This window comes from Oxalobacteraceae sp. CFBP 8761, from assembly GCA_014841595.1.
In the GTDB taxonomy this organism is placed as follows: Bacteria; Pseudomonadota; Gammaproteobacteria; order Burkholderiales; family Burkholderiaceae_D; genus Telluria.
In genome coordinates this window covers 1,382,205-1,405,284 of the sequence record JACYUE010000001.1, presented here as the reverse complement: position 1 = coordinate 1,405,284, position 23,080 = coordinate 1,382,205, and the positions used below count along the sequence as shown (strand labels likewise).

The window sequence follows — 23,080 nt, the reverse complement described above, 5'->3', positions numbered from 1 at the left end:
GCGCACACCGACGTCAATCAGCAGGTGGCGCGCCCACGATGAATATCTTTTGCAATGTCGCTTCCAGTGACAGCAGTGAAAATGGTTTTTGAATGAACGCGTCGATTGGCGGCGCCGAATATTCGGGCAGCTCGACTGCGGCGGCCATGATCACTTTCAGGTGCGGCTGGATCTTTTTTGCATCGATCGCATAGCTCGGCTCGCCAAGCAATGTGGCGCCCGGGCTGATCATCATTGCGTCAAACACCATCACCTCAAGCATTTTGAGGCCGCGAACGGGTGACGATGCGCCCAGACCAGAGTGGCCCAATGCCGTCAACAGATCGAGAATGGTCTCGCGAATGAGAAGGTCTCGTTCGACTATCAAGACATAGCATCGCATGGATCGGCCTTCTTGATGACTAGTGGTCGAGCTTACTCTCATGGCGCGCAAAATGCGGCCGTTCTCAACATATCAACAGAAAACAAGCGGGGGTCAGGTCTACCAGCGGGGGTCAGGTCTGACATTCAGACACGAGCTCAACAAAAGCTCTGTCCATGCATGCCCAAGTGAAGGTACTAAGCGAGAGCCCTCGTCCAAATGTCAGGCCCGACCCTGCCCATTCATCGTGAACACAGAACTTTGGCAGACAAGGAGGATTTTATATACGCACGTTCAGCATCACTCCCGTGTCGGGCCGGGCCCTGACGAGGTTCAACGGGCAAATGCACCATAAATCAGGAGGATTAAAAAGACAGCAACGATCAACCACAACGCGATCCGCACGACTGGATACCGTTTCGCACTGATTGGACCGAGGATATTCAAGATCAGGTCAGCCAGCATACTTCTTCCTTTGGTCTCTTCAGCAGTGACTATGTGGGTTGTTCGCCTACGTCTGCCAATCCGACGCTGATGATCGCTCAGCTATTGCCATTTTTTTGATGGGAATGCGGACACCACAATAACCCGGCCCACAGCAGAAAAAAGGCGATTGAGGGTGAAAAAACACATGAGGGAGACCACCCCCTGAGCGAATCCTGTGACAGGCCACGTGCCAGCGCCAATTAACAAGGGAATTGACGTAAGCGCAGTGACAAAAGAGACCATGCCAACGAACCACCATTTCTTTTCAATATTCAAATCTGTGCCCCTTGAAAGCTTGGTTTGGTGTATCAGGCTGACAGTACGGAAAAGTCACAGGCTATTGCCACAGCCGATATCAGTTCTGCGCAGCACAACGTCTATGAACCTGCGGCCCTTGTCACCGTGGGGTACGCCATGGTTCAGTAGCGAGCCTTTCAGGCCCGCCACCACCCCCTGATCAGTTGTGAATGTACTTGGTGTACACGTCGCTGAAATCGCGCTTGGTATAAGTATCGAGCATCGCGGTATTCAACGCCGTCAGCAATTCATCGAACTGGCTGACGAGACCACCGGCACCCGGTGCGATATTGAGCTTGTGCACCGATGCAGTAGCGTCCAGCGTACGCAGCGCGTTGTTGCGGCATACCGCATCGCGCTGCTGGCGCTTGCCGATCGAGATCAAGGCTTTATAGATGTCCTTGAGCTGTTCGATGAACGCTTTCTTGACGTCGATGGAGAACTTCGTGTCGTCCAGATTGAATTTCAGTTCGATATCCATATCGAGCGTGCCAGCCGTTTCGATGGTCACGCCACTGATCTGGTGCGACGCGTAATCGTAGCGTTTGATCGCGCGCTTCGACGAAATGGCCGAGTCGCCATCCACATGGATCAGGCCAAGATTGGTAAAGCAGTATTCGTCCTTCTTGCTTTTGATGAGAAAGAAGATCTGTTCGCCGTCTTCGGTGAACAGGTAGTCATCCGCATCGACATTGCCGTAGTCGGCCGGGCCGACAATGACGCCGATATCGCTGATGCCGAGTGCTTCTGCCGCCATACGCTTGAACATGATCGCCTTTCAGAGGTGGGGAAAAAAGATACATTACCACCGTTTATTCGGGCACCCCAAGAATGACGCTCGACGCCTTGAACACGGCGGTTGCAGCTGTGCCCTCGGCCAGCGCCAGCGTATCGACACTCTCGTTGGTCACGGTCGCGGCAACCGTGCCGCCACCGCCGAGCGCAATCACGACCTCGGCATTGACGGCGCCGCGCGTCAGGCGCGTGACGGTGCCGGCCAGCTGGTTGCGCGCCGACAGCCGCACGCCCTCGCCCGCCGTCATGACGATCACGGACGACGACTTGATCAGCGCAAACACTTGCCGGCCCGGCGCCAGCGCCAGGTTGTCGGTGCTTTCGCGCGTGACGATGGCGACGATCTTGTGTCCGCCGGCGATGGCGAGTTCGATCTCGTCATTGACCGCGCCCGCCGTAACGCGCGTCACGGTGCCAAAGAACTGATTGCGTGCGCTCGTTCGCATCCTGAACCTCGAAAATAGTGAAACATCGTCGGCCACGCCCTCTGCCTGTCGATTGAGCCGCTCCAGAAAATCATGGTGCAGTTGCTCGATCATGGCGAAGTTCTCGACCAGCTGCGCGCCGCGCGCCGTCAGGCGCGTGCCGCCGCCACCCTTGCCGCCCGTCGAGCGCTGCACGAGCGGTTCGCCGGCCAGGTTGTTCATCGTGTCGATCGCCTCCCACGCCGCCTTGTAACTCAGGCCAACCTGTTTCGCGGCTGCGGTGATCGAACCGCATTGCGCCAGCGCCGCCAGCAAGCCGACGCGGTTCGTGCCGCCGAGCTGCTCGCCACCGACCGTCATCCAGACGGTGCCCCCGAGAGCGATGTGCCTGTCATCCATGTGCGCTCCAGAATCCGTTATATACTTGCGACTATAGCGCTTTTTACGACTGAGGAACGACATGAAATACCTTGCCAGTGTGCTCGCCGTGGTGACTTGCCTGGGAACGGCCCATGCTGGCGAAGTCCAGGTGGCGGTGGCCGCCAACTTTGCCGGCCCGATGGAAAAGCTGGCCGAGCAATTTCAGAGAGACACGGGCCACAAGGCCGTCGTCGCCAGCGGCGCGACCGGCAAATTCTATGCGCAGATCCGCAACGGCGCGCCGTTCGAGGTGCTGCTCTCGGCCGATGATGAAACGCCGGCGCGGCTGGAAGCCGAAGGCCATGCCGTCGCCAGGAGCCGCTTCACCTACGCGGTCGGCCGCCTCGTGCTGTGGTCAGCCAAGGCCAACTACGTCGATGCAACCGGCGCCGTGCTCAGGACGGGCGACTTCAAACACCTGGCCGTCGCCAATCCAAAGACGGCCCCGTACGGCGCGGCGGCCGTCGCCGTCATCGACAAGCTGGGCTTGACCGCGCGTTTGCAACCACGCCTCGTCCAGGGCGAAAACATCGCGCAAGCGTTCCAGTTTGCCAGCACGGGCAACGCCGAACTGGGGTTTGTAGCGCAAGCACAGGTCTGGCGCGACGGCAAATTCACGGCCGGTTCGGGCTGGATCGTCCCCGCGACGATGCACGTGCCGATCCGCCAGGATGCCGCGCTGCTGACCCGCGGCGCGAAGAATCCGGCTGCGCAGGCACTGCTGGACTATCTGCGCACCGACAAGGCCAAGGCGCTGATCCGCGCCTACGGCTACGAAGTCTAGGCACATGCTGGACGCGTCCGACTTCGCCGCGATCTGGCTGACGCTCAAGCTCGCGACCCTCGTCACGCTGCTGTTGCTGCTGTTTGGCACGCCGCTGGCTTGGTGGCTTGCGCGCACCCGCTCGCGCGCCAAGCGCGTGGTCGGCGCGCTCGTCGCCCTGCCTCTCGTGCTGCCGCCGACCGTGATCGGCTTTTATCTGCTGCTGGCGATGGGGCCGAACGGCCCGCTCGGGCAACTCACCGGCGCGCTGGGCCTGGGCACCCTCGCCTTCACCTTCACGGGCCTCGTGATCGCCTCGGTGTTCTATTCGCTGCCGTTCGTCGTGCAGCCGTTGCAGAATGCGTTCGAGGCCATCGGTGAACGCCCGCTCGAAGTGGCCGCCACGCTGCGCGCCGGGCCGTGGGACACGTTCTGGTCGGTGGTCGTGCCGCTGGCGCGCCCGGGCTTCGTCACCGGCGCGATCCTGGGCTTTGCGCACACGATCGGCGAATTCGGTGTCGTGCTCATGATCGGCGGGAATATCCCCGACAAGACGCGCGTCGTCTCCACGCAAATCTACGACCACGTCGAAGCGATGGAATATGCGCAGGCCCACTGGCTGGCCGGCGGCATGCTGGTGTTCAGCTTTGTCGTGCTGCTCACCTTGTACACGCTGTATCCGCAGTCGATGCGGGGAACGCAGCGATGAAGCCCATCTCGCTCGCATGCCGGATCGACCGCGGCACGTTCAATCTCGATGTCGACCTGACCCTGCCCGGGCGCGGCGTGACCGCGCTGTTCGGCCACTCCGGCTCCGGCAAGACCACGCTGCTGCGCGTGCTGGCGGGCCTGGAGCGCTTGGCCGGCGCCCGCGTCGCGCTGGGCGATGAGGTGTGGCAGGACGATGCGCGCAAGCTATTCGTGCCGACCCACGAACGCGGTATCGGCTACGTGTTCCAGGAAGCGAGCCTGTTCCCGCACCTCTCCGTGCGCGCCAATCTCGAGTTCGGACGCAAACGCCTCAAACCCGCCGAGCGCCGCTTCGACCTGCTGGCGGTGGCCGAACTGCTCGGCATCGAACGCCTGCTCGATGCCAGTCCCGCCACGCTGTCGGGCGGCGAGCGCCAGCGCGCGGCCATTGCGCGCACGCTGCTTGCCTCGCCCCGCCTGCTGTTGATGGACGAGCCGCTCGCTGCGCTCGACATGCGGCGCAAACTCGAAATCCTGCCCTACCTCGAACGCCTGCACGGCGAACTGGCGCTGCCGGTCGTCTACGTCAGCCACGCGGCCGACGAAGTGGCACGCCTGGCCGATCATCTGGTGGTGCTGGAAGAAGGCCGGGTGCTGGCCAGCGGCCCGTTGGCCGCGACGCTTGCGCGGCTGGACCTGGCGGCGAATTTTCAGGACGACGCCGGCGTGATGCTGGAAACGACGCTGCAAGCGCACGACGCCGATGGCCTGTCGCACCTGGCCTTTGCCGGCGGCGTGCTGCTGGTGGGCCAGCGCGACGTCGCCATCGGCACCCGTGTGCGCTGCCGCATCCATGCGCGCGATGTGAGCCTGGCGCTGGAGCGGCCACGCGGCAGCAGCATCACGAATATCCTGCCGGCGCGGGTCGATGCGGTCGGCCCGAGCGGCGCGCCCGGCCAGGTGCTGGTGCGTTTGCTGGTCGGTGAAACCGCGCTGCTGGCGCGGATCACCGAGCGTTCGCGGCGCGAACTGGCGATCGCGCCGGGCTGCGCGGTATGGGCACAGGTAAAGGCCGTGGCGCTGCTGGCCTGAAACTGAACCGGGTTAGCCCCGCAGCGCCGCTTCCAGATCGGACAACTCGGCCGGCTTGACCAGATGCGCATCGAACCCGGCCTCCTGCGCGCGGCGGCGGTCTTCCGGCGAGCCGTAGCCGGTATGCGCCACCAGGCGGATATGCGCCAGCTGCGGATTGCTCTTGATGCGGCGCGCCACCTGGTAGCCATCCACGCCCGGCAAGCCGATATCGAGCACGATCACGTGCGGCTCGTGGCGCGCGGCCAACTCTTCGATCTCGTTGGCGTCGGCGGTGGTATGCGCCTCGTAGCCCATCTCGGCCAGCAAAAAGCCCATCATCTCCATCGCATCGACGTTGTCGTCCACCAGCAGCACGCGCATGCCGCCGCTCTGCGACTCGGGAGTTGGTTGCATTGCCGTCGCATCGTCTGCGCCGGCGCCGACATGCAGCAGCGGCAGGTCGACCATGAATGTGCTGCCAAGGCCAATGCCCTCGCTGGTGGCCGACAGATGGCCGCCATGCAGTTCAAGCAGGTGCGACACCAGCGACAGGCCGATACCGAGGCCCTCCGGCGCGCGGTCGGGCGGCACCTCGACCTGGGTGAACATGCCGAAGATGCGTGGCAGGTTGTCCTTGGCGATGCCGATGCCGTTGTCGCGCACCGAAATGCACACGCGCGCACTGTCGGTAACGCGCACCGCCAGGTGAATTTGGCCGCCGGTGGGCGTGAACTTGGCCGCGTTGTGCAGCAGGTTGCCGACCGACTGGGCCAGGCGTACCGGGTCGCCCGAGACCCAGATCTGGTGGTCCGGCTGCTCGACGCTCAGGTGATGCCCGCGCGCGTTGATCAAAGGCGCAGCCGTCTCGATGGCCTGGGCGATCACGCCGTTGATGTCGACTTCTTCATTGCGCAGCACGATCTTGCCCTCGGAGATGCGGGCCACGTCCAGCAGGTCATCCACCAGGTGCGCCAGGTGATCGACCTGGCGCGTGATCACGTCGCGTGCATGCGCCTGGCGCTCGGCCGCCCCTTCACCGATGGCGCCCAGCAGCGCGGCCGCGTTGCGGATCGGGCTCAGTGGATTGCGCAGCTCGTGCGCCAGCGTCGCCAAAAACTGGTTCTTGTTGCTGTCGGCGGCGCGCAGCAGCGCCTCCATCTCGCGCCGGCCCGTGATGTCGCTGGTCACGCGCGCCACCCGCACCACCTGGCCGCGTGCATCGCGCACCGGGAACACGCGGTCGCGCACCCAGCGCACCTGGCCGTCGGCGCCGGCGATGCGGAACTCGTCGTCGTAGTGGGCTTCGAATGCCACGCGTTCCCAGCGCGCCGCCATGCGCGCGCGGTCGTCCTGGTGCACGGCCGCGAGCCAGTCGTCGGGCTGCTCGCCCAGCGCCTCGGCGCTGCGGCCCCACACGATGGCATACGCCGGGCTGACATACACCACCTCGCGCGCCGGCACCGAGAACATCCAGAACACGTCGTCGATATTGTCGGTCAGCTGGCGGAAGCGCTCTTCACTGTCGCGCAGGTCAACCTGGATCTGGCGCATGCGCAGCAGCGCATTGACGTTGGCGATCAGTTCATCGGCCTCGATCGGCGCGGCCAGGTAGTTGTCGGCGCCGCCTTCCAGGCCGCGGATCTTGTCGGCGCGGCCCGTCAGCGCGGCCGACGTCTGCAGCACCAGCACCGTGCTGCTGTCCGATTCGGCCTTGATACGGCGGCACACTTCGATGCCGTTGATGTCGGGCAGCTTCACGTCCAGCAGCACGAGCGCCGGCAACGTGTTGCGCACGATCTCCAGCGCGTCGGTGCCGTTGGCCGCTTCCAGCACCTCGAAGCCGGCGCTTTGCAGGATGCGGGTCTTGGCGTAGCGCGCGCCGTCGTTGTCGTCAACGTTGAGAATCTGGGTCGGATGGGAGTTCATGATCCTGTGGTGTCAAATGCTGATGGCGTCGGCGCCAGGCTGCGCGGCAGGGTCAGCGTGAAGGTCGAACCGACACCGACGGTGCTGGCCACGTCGACCCGCCCGCCGAGCAGTTCGGCCAGCTTGCGGCACAGGGGCAGACCGAGACCGGTGCCCTTGCTGCGCCGTTGCAGCGGATGCTCGATCTGGCTGAATTCTTCAAAAATGAGTTGCAGGTTGTCGTGGCTGATGCCGATGCCGGTATCGGCCACGGCAAATGCAATGGTGTCGGCCTCGGGATCATGCGCGGCAAACACCAGCACCGAGCCCTGCTCGGTGAATTTCAGCGCGTTCGAAATGAAGTTGCGCAGGATCTGCGAAATCTTGCCTTCGTCCGAATACAGGGGCTCGCTCACGCCGGACGGCTCGAACACCAGTTCGACGCGCGCCTCGTCCACCAGCGGACGCAGCATCCCCTTGAGCGCGCGGAACAGGTTCTCGACCACCACTGGCTCGACCTGTACCTGCACCCGCCCCGCTTCAATCTTGGCCAGGTCGAGCAGGTCATTCACCAGCTCGGACAAGTCGTTGGCCGCGGTGGCGATGAAGCTCACCTGGCGCTCCTGTTCCTCGGTCAGGTCGCCGTCCATCCGGTTGAGCAGCAACTGGGCCAGCGCGCGGATCGACGACAGCGGCGTGCGCAGTTCGTGGCTCGTGTTGGACAGGAAGCGCGACTTCATTTCGTCGGCGCGGCGCAGGCGCTCGGCCTTGTCTTCGATCTCGGCGTACAGCGCCACGATGCCGCGGTTAGTGTCTTCCAGCTCGCGCGTGAGCGACATCAGGTCTTCCTGGCGTTCGCGCAGCTCGGCCAGAGTCGACAGCAGCTCCTGGTTCTGCATCTGCAGCTCGTGCAGCGGGGTGGCATCCGGGCTGTCGGCCAGGCGCGCGCCGATTTCAGCCAGCCGCGCCGGCGTGATGCGCTCGTGCACCGGCAGCGCCTTGCGCACCGTGACGTTGGCCGCGCCGGTTTCACCGGGATCGACTTCGCACGCGTCCATCAGGCGATGGGCGGTGACGATCGCCAGTTCGCGCAGCGACTCGGGGCCAATTTCGCCAAACGTGGCGTCGCCTGCACGGCCATTGCGGGGCCGCCCGGCGCTGACCAGGACTTCGAGATGCTGACGCCCGTCGCGTTCACACAGCTGGAACACGGCGCGCCCGCCGGGGCCCTGGTAGCTGGCGCCGCGCGCCACTTCGGACACCGCCGTGCCAACCCGCACCTGGTCCTGCTGCGACAATCCCAGCATGGCCGAGATCTGGCGCGCACGCTGGCGCACCAGTACCACATCCTGCTCGCTGTCCAGGCCAACGCTGAGGATGCGCAGGGATGTCATGGGAGGCTCGCTGCCCGGCGCACGACAACGACCATCGCGTCGTCACGGCCGCGAATGAAGTCGCGCATCAGCACCGCGGCGATCAGCGCCGGCGCGCGCCCGTGCAGGCCCGGATACTTGTGCAGATCCCACTGGGTCTGGATGCCGTCCGAGCACAGGATGCACAGCGCCCCGGCGGGAAACGGCACCGCGAACTCCTGCACCTTGCGCATATTGGCGCCGACGATGCCGTTGTGCGAGACCAGCGCGCGCCGGTCGTCGTCGATCACGACGCCGGCGATATTGCCCACGCCGGCGAAACTCAGTTCGTCCTTGTAGAAATCAATGCGCGCCGCCGCGAGGGCGGCGCCGCGCGTGCCGCGCAATGCCTCGTGCGCCACGTGCACCATCTCGCCGGCGCCGACCGGGCCGCACTTGGCGAGTGCATCGATCGCCGCATTCGTCGCCGCCGCCGCATTCGGGCCGTGGCCCAGGCCATCGCAGGCCAGGATGGTGGCGCCATCGTCGCCGCACGAGACGGCCCAGCCATCGCCGCATTCGTCTTCGCCGGCGATCGGCGCCCACAGCGCGCCCACTTCCACGCCGCTCGGATGCGGCGCCGGTTCGTCGCGCCACAGGCGCATGAAGAATGCCGTGCCTTCGCCGCGCCGCGTGTACACGTCGAATTCATCGGACAGGCGCAAAAGCGCGCCCAGGCCGGTGCCGGCGGTGCCGGCGCTCGAAACCCCATCGAGCAGGCAGTTGTCGATGTCGGCGATGCCGGGGCCCTTGTCGAGCGCCAGCACATCGACGCCGATGCCGGCCGGCGACTGCGCCGGACCGACGTGCATGGCGCCTTCGCCGGCGTGCTTGAGGATGTTGGTGGCAGCTTCGGTGATGATCAGGGCCAGCTGGCCGGCCTTGACTTCATTGAAGCCCAGCGAGTCGGCGACCTTCTGGCCGGCGCGGCGCACGGCCGCGACATCGCTGGCATGGGTGAGGGTAAAGACGAAGTGCGACGACTGAGAACTGATCAGCGTTTCCATTTGATAATCAGCACCGCAGTGCCCTCCTTCGGACGGCTGTCGATGTCGAATTCGTCGACCAGCCGCTTGGAGCCTCCCAGGCCGAGGCCCAGGCCGCCGCCAGTGGTGAAACCGTCACGCAGTGCGCTCTCGATATTCGGGATGCCCTGGCCGGCGTCGACGAACAACAGCCCGATGCCAAGGCGCGCGCCGTCGTCGAAGGCATCGAGATGCACCTCGCCGCCGCCGCCGTATTTGATGGTATTGCGTGCCAGTTCACTGGCCGCCGTCACCAGCTTGGTCTGGTCGACCAGCGAGAGACCGATCGCCACTGCGCGTTCGCGCACCTGCTTGCGCACGCCCACCACGTCTTCATCCGAGCGCAGGCGCAAGGTCACGCGGCCGGTGCGCTGCGCGCGGCGATGCTCCAGCAGCGGTGTCTCGAACAGCACCGTCTGGGTTTGCGCGTCGACCATTATCGATAGCTCTTTCCGAGCAGGGCCATGCCCTTCTCGACATTGAGCGCCGTCTGAACGCCATGCAGGGTCAATCCGAGTTCGACCAGCGTGATCGCCACCGCCGGCTGCATGCCCACCACCACGGTGCGGGCGTCGAGCACGCGCGCCATGGCGGCGGTATTGCTGATCATGCGGCCGATGAAGGAGTCGACCAGGTCGAGCGCCGAGATGTCGATCAGGACGCCCTTGGCACTGTCGCTGACGATGCGCTGGGTCAGATCGTCCTGCAATTGCATCGCCAGGCGGTCATGCATGTCGACCTGGATCGTCACCAGCAACAGGTCGCCCATGCGCAGGATCGGGATACGTTCCATAGCACTCGCCTCAGGCTGCGTTCTTGATCATGATCGACGCACCGGTGCGCTCGAGCGCGACCAGGAAGGCGTCGGCCAGCGTGGCCTTGGTGATCACGTCTTCCAGGTTCACGCCCAGGTGCACGATGGTTTGCGCGATCTGCGGGCGGATGCCGCTGATGATGCAGTCGGCGCCCATCAGGCGCGCGGCCGCGATGGTCTTCATCAGGTGCTGGGCCACGAGCGTGTCGACGGTCGGCACGCCGGTGATGTCGATGATCGCGATGATGGCGCCCGTGTCGACGATCTTTTGCAGGATGTTTTCCATCACCACCTGGGTGCGGGCCGAATCGAGGGTGCCGATCAGCGGCAGCGCCAGGATGCCGTTCCACAGCTTGACCACGGGCGTGGACAGCTCGAGCAGCTCCTGCTGCTGGCGCACGATGATCTGGTCCTTCGTTTTCTGGAACACTTCGATCGTGTACAGGCCCAGCTTGTCGATCAGCGTGTTGACGGTCCATGATGCTGTCGCCAGGCCATCGGCATCGCTCTCGAACGCGTCGCGCAGGCGCGCGAACAGCGGCTGCTTGAGCGAGAACACGAGCGTTGCCGTTTCGGCCGGGGTGGAGCCGGCCTTGGCGCGGGTGGCCGAGATTTCGCTGAGCAGGTCGCGCACTTCGTCCCACGAACGGTGCTCGATGTTCTCGAGTTCACCGCTGCGGGTCGCGACTGCGAACGCCTTCAGCAGCTGCTGGCAATGGGCGCGCAACTGCTCGCGCGCCGCGCCGCTGCTGCGCACCGTGATCGACTCCAGCTGGGCGAGCCATTCTGCGCCAATCCCTGATTCTTCTGCAAGAATCGCCTGGCTGATCCGGTCCGCATAATCGTTCATGCTCATCTGTCGTGTCCTCAAATAATAGGTGGCGCCGCACAATATCCCGATCATTCCGGGCTGCTGTGGCAGAGTGCTGGTAAAAATCCAACTATACCATTTCCGATGTAGACAATCGGCCTTGTTCTATTGACTAGAGGATATTTTTACGCGCTGTGCGCAGGCCTGCACGGTGAGCCCATTCATACAACACGGGCAGCAATAACAACGTCAGCACGGTCGACGACAACACCCCGCCGATGACCACCGTGGCGAGCGGGCGCTGGACCTCGGCGCCGGTGCCGGTCGCCAGCGCCATCGGTACGAAGCCCAGCGAGGCCACCAGCGCCGTCATCAGCACCGGCCGCAGGCGTGCCAGGGCGCCATCGCGCACTGCATCGGGTAGCGCCACTCCCTCTTCGCGCAGGCTGCGGATGAACGCGATCAGCACCAGGCCATTGAGCACCGCCACACCCGAGAGCGCGATGAAGCCCACCGCCGCCGACATCGACAACGGGATGCCGCGCGCCCACAGCGCGGCCACGCCGCCGGCCAGCGCGAACGGAATCCCGGTGAACACCAGCAGGCCATCGCGCAGGTTGTTGAAAACCAGGTACAGCAGCACGAACACCAGCAGCAGCGAGGCCGGCACGATCAGGCGCAGGCGCTCGGCGGCAGCGGTCAGGTGCTCGAACTGGCCGCCCCAGGCCGTCCAGTAGCCGGGAGCGATCCGTACGTCTTCGGCGATGCGCGCCTGCGCTGCCGCGACGAACGAGCCGATGTCGCGCCCGCGCACGTTGGCAGTGATGACCACGCGGCGCTTGCCTTCTTCGCGACTGAGCTGGTTCGGGCCAGGTGCGACGTCGAAAGTGGCGATTTCGCCCAGCGTGATGAAGCTGTGTCCTCCCTCCTTCGTGCCGGGCAATGCCACCGGCAGCCGGCGCAGCGCGTCGATGTCGGAGCGCCTGTCTTCCGGCAGACGCACCACGATGTCGAAGCGGCGGTCACCTTCGAACAGGGTACCGGCCACGCGCCCGGCGGTGGCGGTCGCGATCATTTCCTGCACGTCGCCGATGTTCAGGCCCATGCGCGCGGCGCGCTCGCGGTCGACCCGGATCTGCAGGATCGGCAGGCCGGACGTCGCCTCGACCTGCACCTCGGCCGCGCCAGGCACCGTGCGCAGACTGGCCGCGATCTGGCCAGCGGTCGCTTCCAGCACCCCCAGGTCGTCGCCGAACAGCTTGACGGCGACGTCGCTGCGCACGCCCGAAATCAGTTCGTTCACGCGCAGCTGGATCGGCTGGCTGAATTCGTAGCTGTTGCCGGGCAGGCGTTCGAGCGCCGTGCGGATCGCCTCTTGCACGGCGGCGCGCGAACGTCTTGGCCTGGGCCACGCGGACTCGGGCTTGAAAATGATATAGCTGTCGGCCACGCTGGGCGGCATCGGGTCGGACGCGATTTCGGCCGTGCCGATGCGGGCGAACACGCGCGCGATCTCGGGCACTTCGCGCATCAGCGTCGTCTCGATCTGCTGCTGCATCCTGACCGACTGGGTCAGGCTCGTGCCCGGCACACGGACCGTCAGCACGGCCATGTCGCCCTCGTCGAGATTCGGCGCAAATTCGGTGCCCAGGCGCGTGGCCATCAGCACCGCCAGCGCGATCACCAGGCCGGCAAACACCAGCACCACGGCGCGGTTGGCCAGCGCATAGTCGAGCGCCGGCGCGTACCAGCGGCGCGCGGCCAGCATGACGCGGCTGTCCTTTTCGGCGACCTTGCGGCCAATGAACAGCGCCACGGCGGCCGGCACGAACGTCACCGACAGGATCATCGCGCCCAGCAGCGCGAACACCACCGTGAACGCCATCGGGTGGAACATCTTGCCCTCGATGCCAGTGAGCGCAAAGATCGGCAGATACACGATCATGATGATCAACTGCCCGTAGATCAGGGGCCGCCTGGCCTCGCGCGCGGCGGCGAAGACTTCGGCAAAGCGCTCTTCGCGGGTGAGCAGGCGCCCGAGCCGGTGCTGGGCGCCGGCCAGCCGGCGCACGCAGTTTTCGACGATGACGACGGCGCCGTCGACGATGATGCCAAAGTCCAGCGCGCCCAGGCTGAGCAGGTTGGCGCTGACGCCGCCGGCGACCATGCCGGAGAACGTAAACAGCATCGCCAGCGGAATCACCAGCGCCGTGAGCAGCGCCGCGCGCAGGTTCCCCAGAAAGAAAAACAGCACGGCGATGACGAGGATCGCGCCCTCGACGAGATTCTTGCGCACGGTGGCAATCGCCTTCTCGACCAGCACCGTGCGGTCATAGACGGTGACCGCCTTGACGCCCTTCGGCAGACTACGGTTGATCTCGAGCATGCGCGCGTCGACCGCCTGCGCCACCTTGCGGCTGTTCTCGCCGATCAGCATGACGACAGTGCCCAGCACCACCTCGACGCCGTTCTCCGTGGCGGCGCCGGTACGCAGCTCGCGCCCGATGCCCACTTCGGCGACGTCGCGCACGCGCACCGGAATCCCGTTGACGCTGGTGACGACGATATTGCCGATGTCGTCGATCGACGCGGCCTGGCCCGGCGCGCGCACCAGGTACTGCTCGCCCTCGCGCTCGATGTAGCCGGCGCCGACATTGCTGTTGTTGCGCTCGAGCGCGTGCACGATGTCGATCAGTTCCAGCCCGTACGACGACAGCGTGGCCGTATTCGGGGCCACCAGGTATTCCTTGTCGAAGCCGCCGATGGAGTTGATGTCGGTTACACCCGGCACCGTGCGCAGTTGCGGCTTGATGATCCAGTCCTGGATCTCGCGCAGGTCGGTCGGCGTGTAAGGCGTGCCATCGGGCTTTTTCGCACCCGGCTCGGTCTCTACGGTCCATTGGTAGATCTCACTCAGGCCCGTGGCGATCGGCCCCAGCGCCGGCACCACGCCGGCCGGCAGGTTCTCGCGCGCATCCTGCAGGCGCTGGCTCACGAGCTGGCGCGCGAAGTGGATGTCGGTCCCCTCGTCGAACACCACCGTCACCTGCGACAGGCCATAGCGCGACAGCGAGCGGTAGGTTTCCAGGTGCGGCAGGCCGGCCAGCACCGCCTCGACCGGATAGGTGATGCGCTGCTCGACCTCGAGCGGCGAGTAGCCCGGCGCGGCCGTGTTGATCTGCACCTGGACGTTGGTCACGTCGGGCACGGCGTCGATCGGCAGGCGGCCGTAGTTGTAGATGCCGATGGCCGCCATTGCCAGCACGGCCAGCAGCACCAGCCAGCGGCGCTCGATACTGAGCGCAATGAGGCGGTCGAACCAGGTGGAAGCTTGCAGGTCAGTGTTCATGGCTGGCCTCGCCCTTGCCCTGTTCGGCCTTGACTGTGAAGCTGCCGCTGGCGGCGTAGGTGTCGCCCGGATTCAGGCCGGCCGTGATCTCGATGAAGCGTGCATCCGCGCGGCCGGTGCTGACAGGCTGCGCGATGAAGCCTTCCTTGACGCGCTTGTAGACTACCTGCCGTGTATCGACGGTCTGGATTGCCTCGCGCGCGACCGCCACTGGCACGTCGCTCGAGCCGGTCACGATGTCGACGTTCACGGCCAGGCCTGGCCGCCACGCGGCGCCCGGATTGGCCAGCACCACGCGCGCCTTGGCCGAGCGCGACGCCTCGCCCACCAGCGAACTGACAAAGCTCACCTTGCCGGGCGCCGTCGTATCCGAGGCAATCGAACGGATCACGGCGGTCGTACCGACGCGCACGATGTCCAGGTCACGTGCCGGCACCACCACGTCGGCCCACACGGTCGACAGGTCGGTCAGCGTGAACACGCGCGTATCGGCGCCCACCACTTCGCCCAGCGTGATGTGCTTTTCGACGATGATGCCGTCGAACGGCGCGCGGATGGCGAGCAGATTCGAGCCGCCGCCACCCGCAGCGCCCAGCGCTTGCAGTTGCTGGCGCACGGTATCGCGCGCGACTTCGGCCTCGACCAGTTCCTGCTCGGCTTTCAGCAGATCCTGGCGCGCCGTGATCTTTTCTTCCCACAGTGTGCGCTCGGTCGCCACGGTCCGGCGCGCATAGTCCACGCGCTTTTGCGCCGCCGTCAGCGCGCCGCGCTGGCCGGCGATGTCGGCACTGGCGATGCTGGCCAGGACCTGGTCCTTGCGTACCTGCTGGCCCAGGTCGGCGCTGACGTCGCGCACTGAACCAGCCGCGCGCGGCGTGACGTGGGCGGTACGGTCTTCGTTCAGCGCGATCTGGCCCGGCATGCGGATGAAGGTGTCCAGGTGCTTCGGGCCGGCCGTGGCAACGGTGATGCCGGCCACGGTGATCTGGTTCGGCGTAAAGTGAATGACGCCGTCGTCGGCGTGTGTTCCTTCTTTTTCTTCGGCGTGTTCGCCCTGTTCGGCGTGTTCGTCATGCTCGGCGCCTGCCGGCTGCGCGCGGTCGCGCAGCATGACAAAGGCGGCCAGCGCCAGCGCGATGGCCAGCATGATGACGATGATGCGGGTTTGCTGCTTGTTCATGGGTTCTCCTGCACGGCTGCCTGTCCCAGCAGGCGTGCGATATCGGCCTGCGCGCGATGGCTCTCGGCGACGGCATTGAGGTATTGGTAGGTGGATTGCGCCAGTACGCGCTGGGCGTCGAGCACGTCGATCAGGCCGAACTTGCCAAGCTCGAAGCCGCGGCTGGCGGCGCGCTGCGCGTCCTGCGCACCCGGCAGGATGTCGGTCGCGATCAGCGCGCATTCGGCCAGCGCTGTGCCAAGTCTCGCATGGGCCTGGCCCAGTTCAGCGCGCAGGCGGGCAGCTTGCGCATCCTGTTCGTCCTGCGCCTTGTCGACGCGGCGCAGCGCATCCAGGACGGCGCCATCGTTGCGATTGAACAGCGGCAGCGGCACCGACAGGCCCAGCACGGTGCGGTTGCGGGCATCGGGCCCTTCGCGCTGGGCGCCGACGATCACGCTGATGTCCGGCGTGCGGCGCGCCTGTTCGAGCCGGGCCAGCGCCTGCCTGTGCTCGATGTTCACCTTGGCATGGCGCATGCCGGGTGCGGCGTCCAGTTGTGCCAGCAACCGGTCGAGCGGCGGCAGCACGGGCAGCGTGACAGCCTCGGGCTCGACGACCACGAGTCCGCGCGCGTCACCCGCCCACAGCGCTGCGAGCTGGATACGCGCTGCCTCCAGCGCGCGCGCCGCCTGCAGCGCCTCGATGCGCGCGCTGCCCTGCGCCACACGGGCGCGGGTCTGCTCGACGGGCGACAGGGTGCCGGCATCGACCCGCTTGCCGGCGGCATCCAGCGCGCGGCCAGCGAGATTCACCAGTTCCTGCGACATGCGTTCGCGCGCCAGCGCAGACACGACGTCGTGGAACGCGGCAATCACATCGGCGCGCACGCGCGCCTGCTCGGCGTTCAGCGCCAGCGCCGCCAGCTGGCCTTCGTGGCGCGCCGCATCGATGCGCGCGGCGCGCTTGCCGCCCAGTTCCACTGGAATGGTCAACAGCGCCGTGGTCGTGCGGCTGTCTCCCCGCGTGCCCTCGCGCAGCAACTCGAGCTCGGGATTGGGCCGCGCCCCGGCCTGGGTCAGTGCGCCCTGTTGCGCGGCGACTTCCTGGCCGGCCGCGCGCAGCGTCGGATTCAAACGCAGGGCCAGCGCGATGGCGGCGTCGAGCGTCAAGGGCTGCAGGGGTACGGCCACGGCGGCAGCCATGGGCGCGGCCTGGGCGGCAAGTGGCAGGCCAATGGAGGCCAGCGCGCACGCCATGGCGAACGCCGCCAGCGGCGGTGTCAAACGGTGTTTCATGATGGTGCTCCGAACGGGTGAATGTCCGGCGAAGGCAATCGGGCGGCCGCGCGTGGCGGGCCGGCGATGGAGGTTCGCCGCGCTAGATGCGCAGCAGGCGGTCGGGTGGCGGGATCAGGTCGGGCACGTGCGAGACGTAGCGCCGTGTTTCGCCGCGCAGGTGCGGCGCCCCCTTGGGCAGGGGCAGATTGGGTTGCGACGACAGGACTGCGCTGGCCGACAGATGATGGCAGGCGTCGCAGTCGTTGCACGGGTCGGCCGGGCTGGCGTCATCCTGGGTGGCAGTCGATGACGCGCTCGCGGTCGAGGACGAATGCTTGTGGGTGTGGTGGCCCGGGTGCATCGTCTTTTCATTGTGCGTGCAATAGGCAGCACCCGCCGCCCAGGCGGCCTGGAAGGGCATGGCGAACAGCAGCAGGATGAGGAAAAGACGGCGCATCGGATCGGTCGTTGTCGAATGGCGCGCGACCGGATGATCGCGCGCCAGATGCCATTAAATACCCTGTAGCGGCTGGAGGGTCAAGGATTATCGTCGCGCCGCGCCATACGCGTTGCAGGCAGGGTCCGCTTAACCGACCAGCACGCTCGCACGCGACTGCGGTACAGGTTGCGCTGACTGCGGTACAGGCTGCGCTTCCTGTGCACCGCTGCGCGCAGGCACCGGCACATCGAACTGATAATCGGCCGCGGCATGCACTTCCCAGCCGCCGTCGCCCGTCAGCCACAACACGTGCGTATGGTGACGCAGCACGCCGGCGCGGTGCGCGACGCTCACCAGCGTCGTGCCCTTGTCGCGCAGGCGCTTGTACAGCGACGATTCGTTGGCACTGTCGAGCGCGCTGGTGGCCTCGTCCAGGATCACGATGGCCGGCTCGTGCACCAGCACGCGGCCGAACGCCAGGCGCTGCTGCTCGCCGATCGACAGCAGCTTTTCCCAGTCGAGGACGGCGTCCAGGCCCCCAACGCGTCCGGCCAGGTACGGCAGATGCACCTGCTCGAGGATGTCGGTCAGCTGCGCGTCGCTCAGCGAGGTGCGGGTGCTTGGATAGATGAGCTGGCTACGCAGCGTGCCCGGCTGCAGATACGGCTGCTGCGGCAGGAAGAAGAAATCCTCGCGCGGCGGATGATGAATTACCCCGCTGCCCTTGTGCCAGAGCCCGGCAATGGCGCGCAGCAGCGAGCTCTTGCCGCAGCCGCTGTCGCCGTTGATCAGCAACGCGTCGCCCGGCTTCAGGGACAGCGTCAGGTCCTTGATCAGCACGCGGTCGGACTGCGGCGGGCACAAGGTCAGTGATTCAAGTGCCAGATGGTCGCCAGGGGTGCGCGTGATGCGGGCCTGCGTGTCGCACGGATTGCCGGCCGGCGGCTCGGGCATCACATGCATCGACAGGGTCTGCAGCCGGCCGATGCCCGCGACAAAGCGGCTCAGGCTCTCGAAGTTGTCGACGATGACGCCCACCGCCGCCAGCACCGCCGTAAACGCACCGGCCGCCTGGACCGCGCGCCCCACTTCGAGCTCGCCCGACAGGACGGCATCGGCCAGGATCACGAATGGCAGCACCAGCGTGAGCTGGCTGAAGGTGCGCTGGAACAGATTGAGCGCGCGCTGCTTCTTGATCAGGCGCGAAAAATTATGGATGACCTTGTTGAATTTGCTGTCGATGTGCGCGCGCTCCTGCGCTTCGCCGCCATAGAAGGCGATCGACTCGGCATTCTCGCGCAGCCGGATCAGGCTGAAACGGAAATCGGCTTCGCGCCGCAACTGCCAGAAATTCAGGTGGATCAGCGGATTGCCGAACACCACCAGTGCGATGATCGTGCCCAGCAGCGCGTAACCCACCAGGACGGCCACCAGCACGTGCGAGATCGACCACAGTACGGCGCTGAACGCCACCAGCTGCATCAGCGACCCCAGGAAGATCAACATGAAGTGGACCGAGCGGCCGGTGAACGTGTTCACGTCCTCGCAGATACGCTGGTCGGGGTTGTCGATCTCCTGGTTCGAGCCCAGCTCGTAGTATTTGCGGCCGCCTACGTAACCATCGAGAAAGCGTCGCGTCAGCCAGCGCCGCCACTTGTTCGCGAACAGGTCGCGCATATAGTAGTAGAACGCGTAGATCGGCACGGCGAACGCCAGCACGATCAGGCAAGCCTGGACCGCGCCCCAGAAGCGGTTGCGGTCCTTGCCGGCCAGCGCCGACGTCAGCTCGCCGGCCTGGTCATTGAGCATCACGGCGAGCTTGGTTTCCACCAGCATCAGCACGATCAACAGCGCCAGCAGCAGCCAGGCCAGCTTGCGCTCGTCGCCCAGCCAGTACGGCTTGGCGACGCTGACAAACTGTTTCCATGCCGCCACCGACAAGGGCGGGCCTCTGCGCTTTTTCTTCGTATTGCCTGGAATGCCGCGTGGCGTTCCCTCGTCAAGCGTCTGTGTATGGTCCGTCATGATTCTGCAATGCCTGTTCCCGGCGCGTCCGACCACGAAAACGCGTCCGGTGGTACGTTGATTCGTGCTGGCATCGGCAGCGGTAATGGCCGATGTCTGCAAACCTGAAAACTGTATTTACCCAGTTCACGTACGCAGCATACGGTCGTGTCAGCAAGTAATCCGTGCGGAAACAGACATAGTCGAGCAAATACAAGCCGCAACAACAGGCAGTTCGCCAGCCAAATGCCTACAGGTCGTGCTCGCTGCGCGCGACATCGATTTCTTCCCGGTGCCGACCGGCGTAAAAAAACCGCCAGGCTCACGCACTGGCGGTTTTTTCATATTGCAGCGTGATTACACCGCTGCGCCTTCGACCGGATCAGCCGCCTTCATCGACAGCTTCAGACGACCGCGCTCGTCGGTCTCGAGGACCTTGACGCGCACTTGCTGGCCTTCTTTCAGATAGTCGGCAACAGCGTTGACACGCTCGTTGGCGATCTGCGAGATGTGCAGCAGGCCATCCTTGCCTGGCATGACTTGCACGATCGCGCCGAAGTCCAGCAGTTTCAGCACGGTGCCGTCGTAGGTCTTGCCCACTTCGACCGATGCGGTCAGCTCTTCGATGCGGCGCTTGGCTTCCTGGCCGGCAGCAGCGTCAACCGACGCGATCGTGACCACGCCTTCGTCGCTGATGTCGATCTGGGTGCCGGTCTCTTCGGTCAGCGCGCGGATGACAGCGCCGCCCTTGCCGATGACGTCACGGATCTTCTCCGGGTTGATGCGGATGGTGATCAGGCGTGGCGCGAAGTCCGACAGTTCGGTCTTCACGGTTGGCATGGCCTTCTGCATTTCGCCCAGGATGTGGTGACGGCCTTCTTTGGCTTGCGCCAGTGCCACCTGCATGATTTCCTTGGTGATGCCCTGGATCTTGATGTCCATCTGCAGCGCGGTGATGCCTGCTGCAGTACCTGCCACCTTGAAGTCCATGTCGCCCAGGTGATCTTCATCGCCCAGGATGTCCGACAGCACGGCGAACTTGCCGCCTTCCTTGATCAGGCCCATGGCGATACCGGCCACGTGCGATTTCATCGGCACGCCGGCGTCCATCAGTGCCAGACAGCCGCCGCAGACCGACGCCATCGACGACGAACCGTTCGACTCGGTGATTTCCGAGACCAGGCGCACCGAGTAGCTGAAGTCTTCCGGATCCGGCAGCGCAGCGATCAGCGCGCGCTTGGCCAGACGGCCGTGGCCGACTTCGCGGCGCTTCGGCGTACCGACGCGGCCGGTTTCGCCGGTGGCGAACGGAGGCATGTTGTAGTGCATCATGAACGAATCGGTGTACTCGCCCATCAGCGCATCGATCTTCTGGCTGTCGCGGGCGGTGCCCAGCGTGGCAACGACCAGCGCCTGCGTTTCGCCGCGGGTGAACAGGGCCGAACCGTGGGTGCGTGGCAGCACGCTCGAACGGATCGAGATCGGACGCACGGTGCGGGTGTCGCGACCGTCGATGCGTGGCTCGCCTTCGAGAATCTGCGAACGCACGACCTTGGCTTCCATGTCGAACAGGATGTTGCCGACGTCCCCAGCATCTGCCGTCACGCCAGCGGCGTTCAGGTCAGCCATCACTTCGGACGACAGCGACTTCAGCTTTTGCTGACGCGCCGATTTTTCGCGGGTCTGGTATGCATCGCGCACTTTCGCGCCAGCCAGTTCGCCGATACGGGCGATCAGCTCTTCGTTCTTTGGCGCCGGCGCCCATTCGACTTCCGGCTTGCCGCCTTCGGCGACCAGGTCGTGGATCGCATCGATCACGACTTTCATCTGGTCGTGGCCGAACACGACGGCGCCCAGCATGATTTCTTCGGACAGTTGCTTGGCTTCCGACTCGACCATCAGGACGGCGGTTTCGGTACCCGCCACGACCAGGTCCATCTGCGAGGTCTTCAGCTCGGTGGTGGTCGGGTTCAGGATGTACTGGCCATTCGCGTAGCCGACGCGCGCGGCGCCGATCGGGCCGCTGAACGGGATGCCGGCGATGCACAGGGCGGCCGACGCGCCGATCATCGCAGGGATGTCCGGATCGATTTCAGGGTTGACCGACAGCACGTGGATGATGACCTGGACTTCGTTCAGGTAGCCTTCCGGGAACAGCGGACGGATTGGACGGTCGATCAGGCGCGAGGTGAGCGTTTCTTTTTCGGAAGGACGGCCTTCGCGCTTGAAGAAACCGCCCGGGATTTTACCCGCAGCATACGTTTTCTCGAGGTAGTCGACGGTCAGCGGGAAGAAATCCTGGCCCGGCTTGGCATCCTTGCGTGCGACCACGGTTGCCAGCACGACGGTATCTTCGACCGACACCACGACGGCGCCGCTTGCCTGGCGCGCGATTTCGCCCGTCTCCAGGGTGACAGTGTGTTGACCGTACTGGAAGGTTTTCGTAACTTTGTTAAACATGGGGTATCCCTTTCATTTTGCCGACAGATTTTCAGGTGCTGTCGTTCACCTCTCACCACGGGCCGTTCACGAGCAGAACAGCCTTGCAACAACAAACAAACTGCTCAAAAACGAAAAATGCCCGCGACAGAGAACTGGCGCAGGCATCTTCAGACTTAAACCGTCTGGCGCAAACGAATTACTTACGCAGGCCCAGTTTGGCGATCAGGTCGCGGTAACGGTTCAGATCCTTGTTCTTCAGGTACGACAGCAGGCTCTTACGACGGTTGACCATCATGATCAGACCACGACGCGAGTGGTGATCTTTCTGGTGGGCCTTGAAGTGGCCGTTCAGGTCGTTGATGCGTGCGGTCAGCAGTGCAACTTGCACTTCTGGCGAACCGGTGTCTTTTTCGCCGCGTGCGTTGTCCGCGATAATCGCGGCTTTGTTCAGAGTTTCTACGGTCATGATGTTACCTTTCACATGCGGTGCAAGAGTCGCAACCCAGCGCACCGTGATTGATTGAATGCCTGCCCGGATTCGGACAGACCGGCAAGTATAGTGCAAATCGCGGGTGCCCACCAGCGTTTGCCTGCCCTGCCGCCACGTAAAGGACAAAATAATGCACCCAATGATGAAAATAACAACGCTGGCCGCCACGCTGCTGCTGGCGGCGTGCGCCACCCGCCCTGCCCCGCTGCCGGGCGAGACAGCCGATGTGGTCCAGGCCAAGCTTGGCAAGCCGACGTCCATCTATGTCGATCCCGATGGCGCGGCGCGCTCGCTCGAATACGCGACGGGGCCGATGGGCCAGTACACGTGGATGGCACGCCTTGGTTCCGATGGGCGCCTGACGGCCTACGAGCAGGTGCTGACTGGCGAAAAATTTGCCACGCTCAAGGTCGACCAGGCCACCAAGGAGCAGGTATTGCGGACGATCGGTCGCCCTGCCGAACGCTCGCGCGTGGCGATGCAAAACTACGAGGTGTGGTCGTATCGCTACAAGGAGGCTGGCGTCTGGAACTCGATGATGCACGTTCACTTCGACGAACAGGGCGTCGTGCGCCAGATGATGAACGGGCCGGACCCGATGTACGAGCCAAGGGAACGCAGCCCCTGGTAGGGGCTGCT

20 protein-coding genes are annotated in these 23,080 nt (G+C 64.9%); 4 read left to right on the top strand and 16 right to left on the bottom strand.

Annotation, left to right across the window (positions count from 1 at the left end; all coding sequences use genetic code 11):
* Positions 1–13: 13 nt before the first annotated feature.
* From IFU00_06180 to IFU00_06170, 3 genes are all read right to left on the bottom strand, one after another.
* Positions 14–382 (bottom strand): hypothetical protein, encoded by a 369-nt coding sequence (locus IFU00_06180; protein MBD8541874.1) that lies wholly within the window; start codon positions 380–382, stop codon positions 14–16.
* 922 nt (positions 383–1,304) lie between these two features.
* Positions 1,305–1,913 (bottom strand): PH domain-containing protein, encoded by a 609-nt coding sequence (locus IFU00_06175; GenBank protein ID MBD8541873.1) that lies wholly within the window; start codon positions 1,911–1,913, stop codon positions 1,305–1,307.
* 43 nt (positions 1,914–1,956) lie between these two features.
* On the bottom strand, positions 1,957–2,763 hold the full coding sequence (locus IFU00_06170) for a TOBE domain-containing protein (GenBank protein ID MBD8541872.1): 807 nt from the start codon (positions 2,761–2,763) through the stop codon (positions 1,957–1,959).
* A gap of 61 nt (positions 2,764–2,824) precedes the next feature.
* On the opposite strand from IFU00_06170, the gene modA reads away from it, so the two are divergent.
* The 3 genes from modA to modC are packed head-to-tail and all read left to right on the top strand — an operon-like array spanning position 2,825 to position 5,329.
* A complete protein-coding gene (gene modA / locus IFU00_06165) occupies positions 2,825–3,568 on the top strand; it encodes a molybdate ABC transporter substrate-binding protein (GenBank protein ID MBD8541871.1) in 744 nt (247 codons plus the stop codon).
* A gap of 4 nt (positions 3,569–3,572) precedes the next feature.
* Positions 3,573–4,256, top strand: coding sequence for a molybdate ABC transporter permease subunit (modB, locus tag IFU00_06160; protein MBD8541870.1), 684 nt, complete (start codon positions 3,573–3,575; stop codon positions 4,254–4,256).
* Entirely contained in the window at positions 4,253–5,329 is a 1,077-nt protein-coding gene (gene modC, locus IFU00_06155; protein MBD8541869.1) for a molybdenum ABC transporter ATP-binding protein, read from the top strand. Before modB ends, modC begins: the two co-directional genes overlap by 4 nt.
* A 12-nt stretch (positions 5,330–5,341) precedes the next feature.
* Here the strand turns inward: modC and IFU00_06150 are convergent, their stop codons facing one another.
* The 13 genes from IFU00_06150 to rpsO all read right to left on the bottom strand — a co-directional run bounded on the left by IFU00_06150 (position 5,342) and on the right by rpsO (position 22,417).
* Complete coding sequence (locus tag IFU00_06150; protein ID MBD8541868.1) at positions 5,342–7,237, bottom strand: response regulator; 1,896 nt, start codon at positions 7,235–7,237, stop codon at positions 5,342–5,344.
* On the bottom strand, positions 7,234–8,610 hold the full coding sequence (locus IFU00_06145; GenBank protein ID MBD8541867.1) for a sensor histidine kinase: 1,377 nt from the start codon (positions 8,608–8,610) through the stop codon (positions 7,234–7,236). Before IFU00_06145 ends, IFU00_06150 begins: the two co-directional genes overlap by 4 nt.
* On the bottom strand, positions 8,607–9,635 hold the full coding sequence (locus IFU00_06140; protein ID MBD8541866.1) for a SpoIIE family protein phosphatase: 1,029 nt from the start codon (positions 9,633–9,635) through the stop codon (positions 8,607–8,609). The genes IFU00_06145 and IFU00_06140 overlap by 4 nt, the downstream gene beginning before the upstream one ends.
* Positions 9,623–10,090 (bottom strand): anti-sigma regulatory factor, encoded by a 468-nt coding sequence (locus tag IFU00_06135; protein MBD8541865.1) that lies wholly within the window; start codon positions 10,088–10,090, stop codon positions 9,623–9,625. Before IFU00_06135 ends, IFU00_06140 begins: the two co-directional genes overlap by 13 nt.
* On the bottom strand, positions 10,090–10,446 hold the full coding sequence (locus IFU00_06130) for an STAS domain-containing protein (GenBank protein MBD8541864.1): 357 nt from the start codon (positions 10,444–10,446) through the stop codon (positions 10,090–10,092). Before IFU00_06130 ends, IFU00_06135 begins: the two co-directional genes overlap by 1 nt.
* 10 nt (positions 10,447–10,456) lie before the next feature.
* Positions 10,457–11,323, bottom strand: coding sequence for an STAS domain-containing protein (locus IFU00_06125; GenBank protein MBD8541863.1), 867 nt, complete (start codon positions 11,321–11,323; stop codon positions 10,457–10,459).
* A gap of 127 nt (positions 11,324–11,450) precedes the next feature.
* A complete protein-coding gene (locus IFU00_06120; protein MBD8541862.1) occupies positions 11,451–14,627 on the bottom strand; it encodes a CusA/CzcA family heavy metal efflux RND transporter in 3,177 nt (1,058 codons plus the stop codon).
* Positions 14,617–15,807: an efflux RND transporter periplasmic adaptor subunit gene (locus tag IFU00_06115; protein ID MBD8541861.1), complete on the bottom strand. Its 1,191-nt coding sequence runs from the start codon at positions 15,805–15,807 to the stop codon at positions 14,617–14,619. The genes IFU00_06120 and IFU00_06115 overlap by 11 nt, the downstream gene beginning before the upstream one ends.
* Entirely contained in the window at positions 15,804–17,084 is a 1,281-nt protein-coding gene (locus IFU00_06110) for a TolC family protein (GenBank protein ID MBD8541860.1), read from the bottom strand. Before IFU00_06110 ends, IFU00_06115 begins: the two co-directional genes overlap by 4 nt.
* Before the next feature lie 82 nt (positions 17,085–17,166).
* On the bottom strand, positions 17,167–17,523 hold the full coding sequence (locus IFU00_06105) for a hypothetical protein (GenBank protein MBD8541859.1): 357 nt from the start codon (positions 17,521–17,523) through the stop codon (positions 17,167–17,169).
* Between the two features lie 129 nt (positions 17,524–17,652).
* Positions 17,653–19,530 (bottom strand): ABC transporter ATP-binding protein/permease, encoded by a 1,878-nt coding sequence (locus IFU00_06100; GenBank protein MBD8541858.1) that lies wholly within the window; start codon positions 19,528–19,530, stop codon positions 17,653–17,655.
* A gap of 336 nt (positions 19,531–19,866) precedes the next feature.
* Positions 19,867–21,969 (bottom strand): polyribonucleotide nucleotidyltransferase, encoded by a 2,103-nt coding sequence (gene pnp / locus IFU00_06095; protein MBD8541857.1) that lies wholly within the window; start codon positions 21,967–21,969, stop codon positions 19,867–19,869.
* A gap of 178 nt (positions 21,970–22,147) precedes the next feature.
* Positions 22,148–22,417: a 30S ribosomal protein S15 gene (gene rpsO / locus IFU00_06090; GenBank protein MBD8541856.1), complete on the bottom strand. Its 270-nt coding sequence runs from the start codon at positions 22,415–22,417 to the stop codon at positions 22,148–22,150.
* A gap of 163 nt (positions 22,418–22,580) precedes the next feature.
* On the opposite strand from rpsO, the gene bamE reads away from it, so the two are divergent.
* Positions 22,581–23,072, top strand: a complete 492-nt coding sequence (bamE, locus tag IFU00_06085; GenBank protein ID MBD8541855.1) for an outer membrane protein assembly factor BamE — start codon at positions 22,581–22,583, stop codon at positions 23,070–23,072.
* Positions 23,073–23,080 lie beyond the last annotated feature (8 nt).

Coding starts and splice junctions, on each gene's coding strand:
- IFU00_06180 (MBD8541874.1), bottom strand. CDS start 382: ATGCGATGCTATGTCTTGATAGTCGAACGAGACCTTCTCATTCGCGAG.
- IFU00_06175 (MBD8541873.1), bottom strand. CDS start 1,913: ATGTTCAAGCGTATGGCGGCAGAAGCACTCGGCATCAGCGATATCGGC.
- IFU00_06170 (MBD8541872.1), bottom strand. CDS start 2,763: ATGGATGACAGGCACATCGCTCTCGGGGGCACCGTCTGGATGACGGTC.
- modA (MBD8541871.1), top strand. CDS start 2,825: ATGAAATACCTTGCCAGTGTGCTCGCCGTGGTGACTTGCCTGGGAACG.
- modB (MBD8541870.1), top strand. CDS start 3,573: ATGCTGGACGCGTCCGACTTCGCCGCGATCTGGCTGACGCTCAAGCTC.
- modC (MBD8541869.1), top strand. CDS start 4,253: ATGAAGCCCATCTCGCTCGCATGCCGGATCGACCGCGGCACGTTCAAT.
- IFU00_06150 (MBD8541868.1), bottom strand. CDS start 7,237: ATGAACTCCCATCCGACCCAGATTCTCAACGTTGACGACAACGACGGC.
- IFU00_06145 (MBD8541867.1), bottom strand. CDS start 8,610: ATGACATCCCTGCGCATCCTCAGCGTTGGCCTGGACAGCGAGCAGGAT.
- IFU00_06140 (MBD8541866.1), bottom strand. CDS start 9,635: ATGGAAACGCTGATCAGTTCTCAGTCGTCGCACTTCGTCTTTACCCTC.
- IFU00_06135 (MBD8541865.1), bottom strand. CDS start 10,090: ATGGTCGACGCGCAAACCCAGACGGTGCTGTTCGAGACACCGCTGCTG.
- IFU00_06130 (MBD8541864.1), bottom strand. CDS start 10,446: ATGGAACGTATCCCGATCCTGCGCATGGGCGACCTGTTGCTGGTGACG.
- IFU00_06125 (MBD8541863.1), bottom strand. CDS start 11,323: ATGAGCATGAACGATTATGCGGACCGGATCAGCCAGGCGATTCTTGCA.
- IFU00_06120 (MBD8541862.1), bottom strand. CDS start 14,627: ATGAACACTGACCTGCAAGCTTCCACCTGGTTCGACCGCCTCATTGCG.
- IFU00_06115 (MBD8541861.1), bottom strand. CDS start 15,807: ATGAACAAGCAGCAAACCCGCATCATCGTCATCATGCTGGCCATCGCG.
- IFU00_06110 (MBD8541860.1), bottom strand. CDS start 17,084: ATGAAACACCGTTTGACACCGCCGCTGGCGGCGTTCGCCATGGCGTGC.
- IFU00_06105 (MBD8541859.1), bottom strand. CDS start 17,523: ATGCGCCGTCTTTTCCTCATCCTGCTGCTGTTCGCCATGCCCTTCCAG.
- IFU00_06100 (MBD8541858.1), bottom strand. CDS start 19,530: ATGACGGACCATACACAGACGCTTGACGAGGGAACGCCACGCGGCATT.
- pnp (MBD8541857.1), bottom strand. CDS start 21,969: ATGTTTAACAAAGTTACGAAAACCTTCCAGTACGGTCAACACACTGTC.
- rpsO (MBD8541856.1), bottom strand. CDS start 22,417: ATGACCGTAGAAACTCTGAACAAAGCCGCGATTATCGCGGACAACGCA.
- bamE (MBD8541855.1), top strand. CDS start 22,581: ATGATGAAAATAACAACGCTGGCCGCCACGCTGCTGCTGGCGGCGTGC.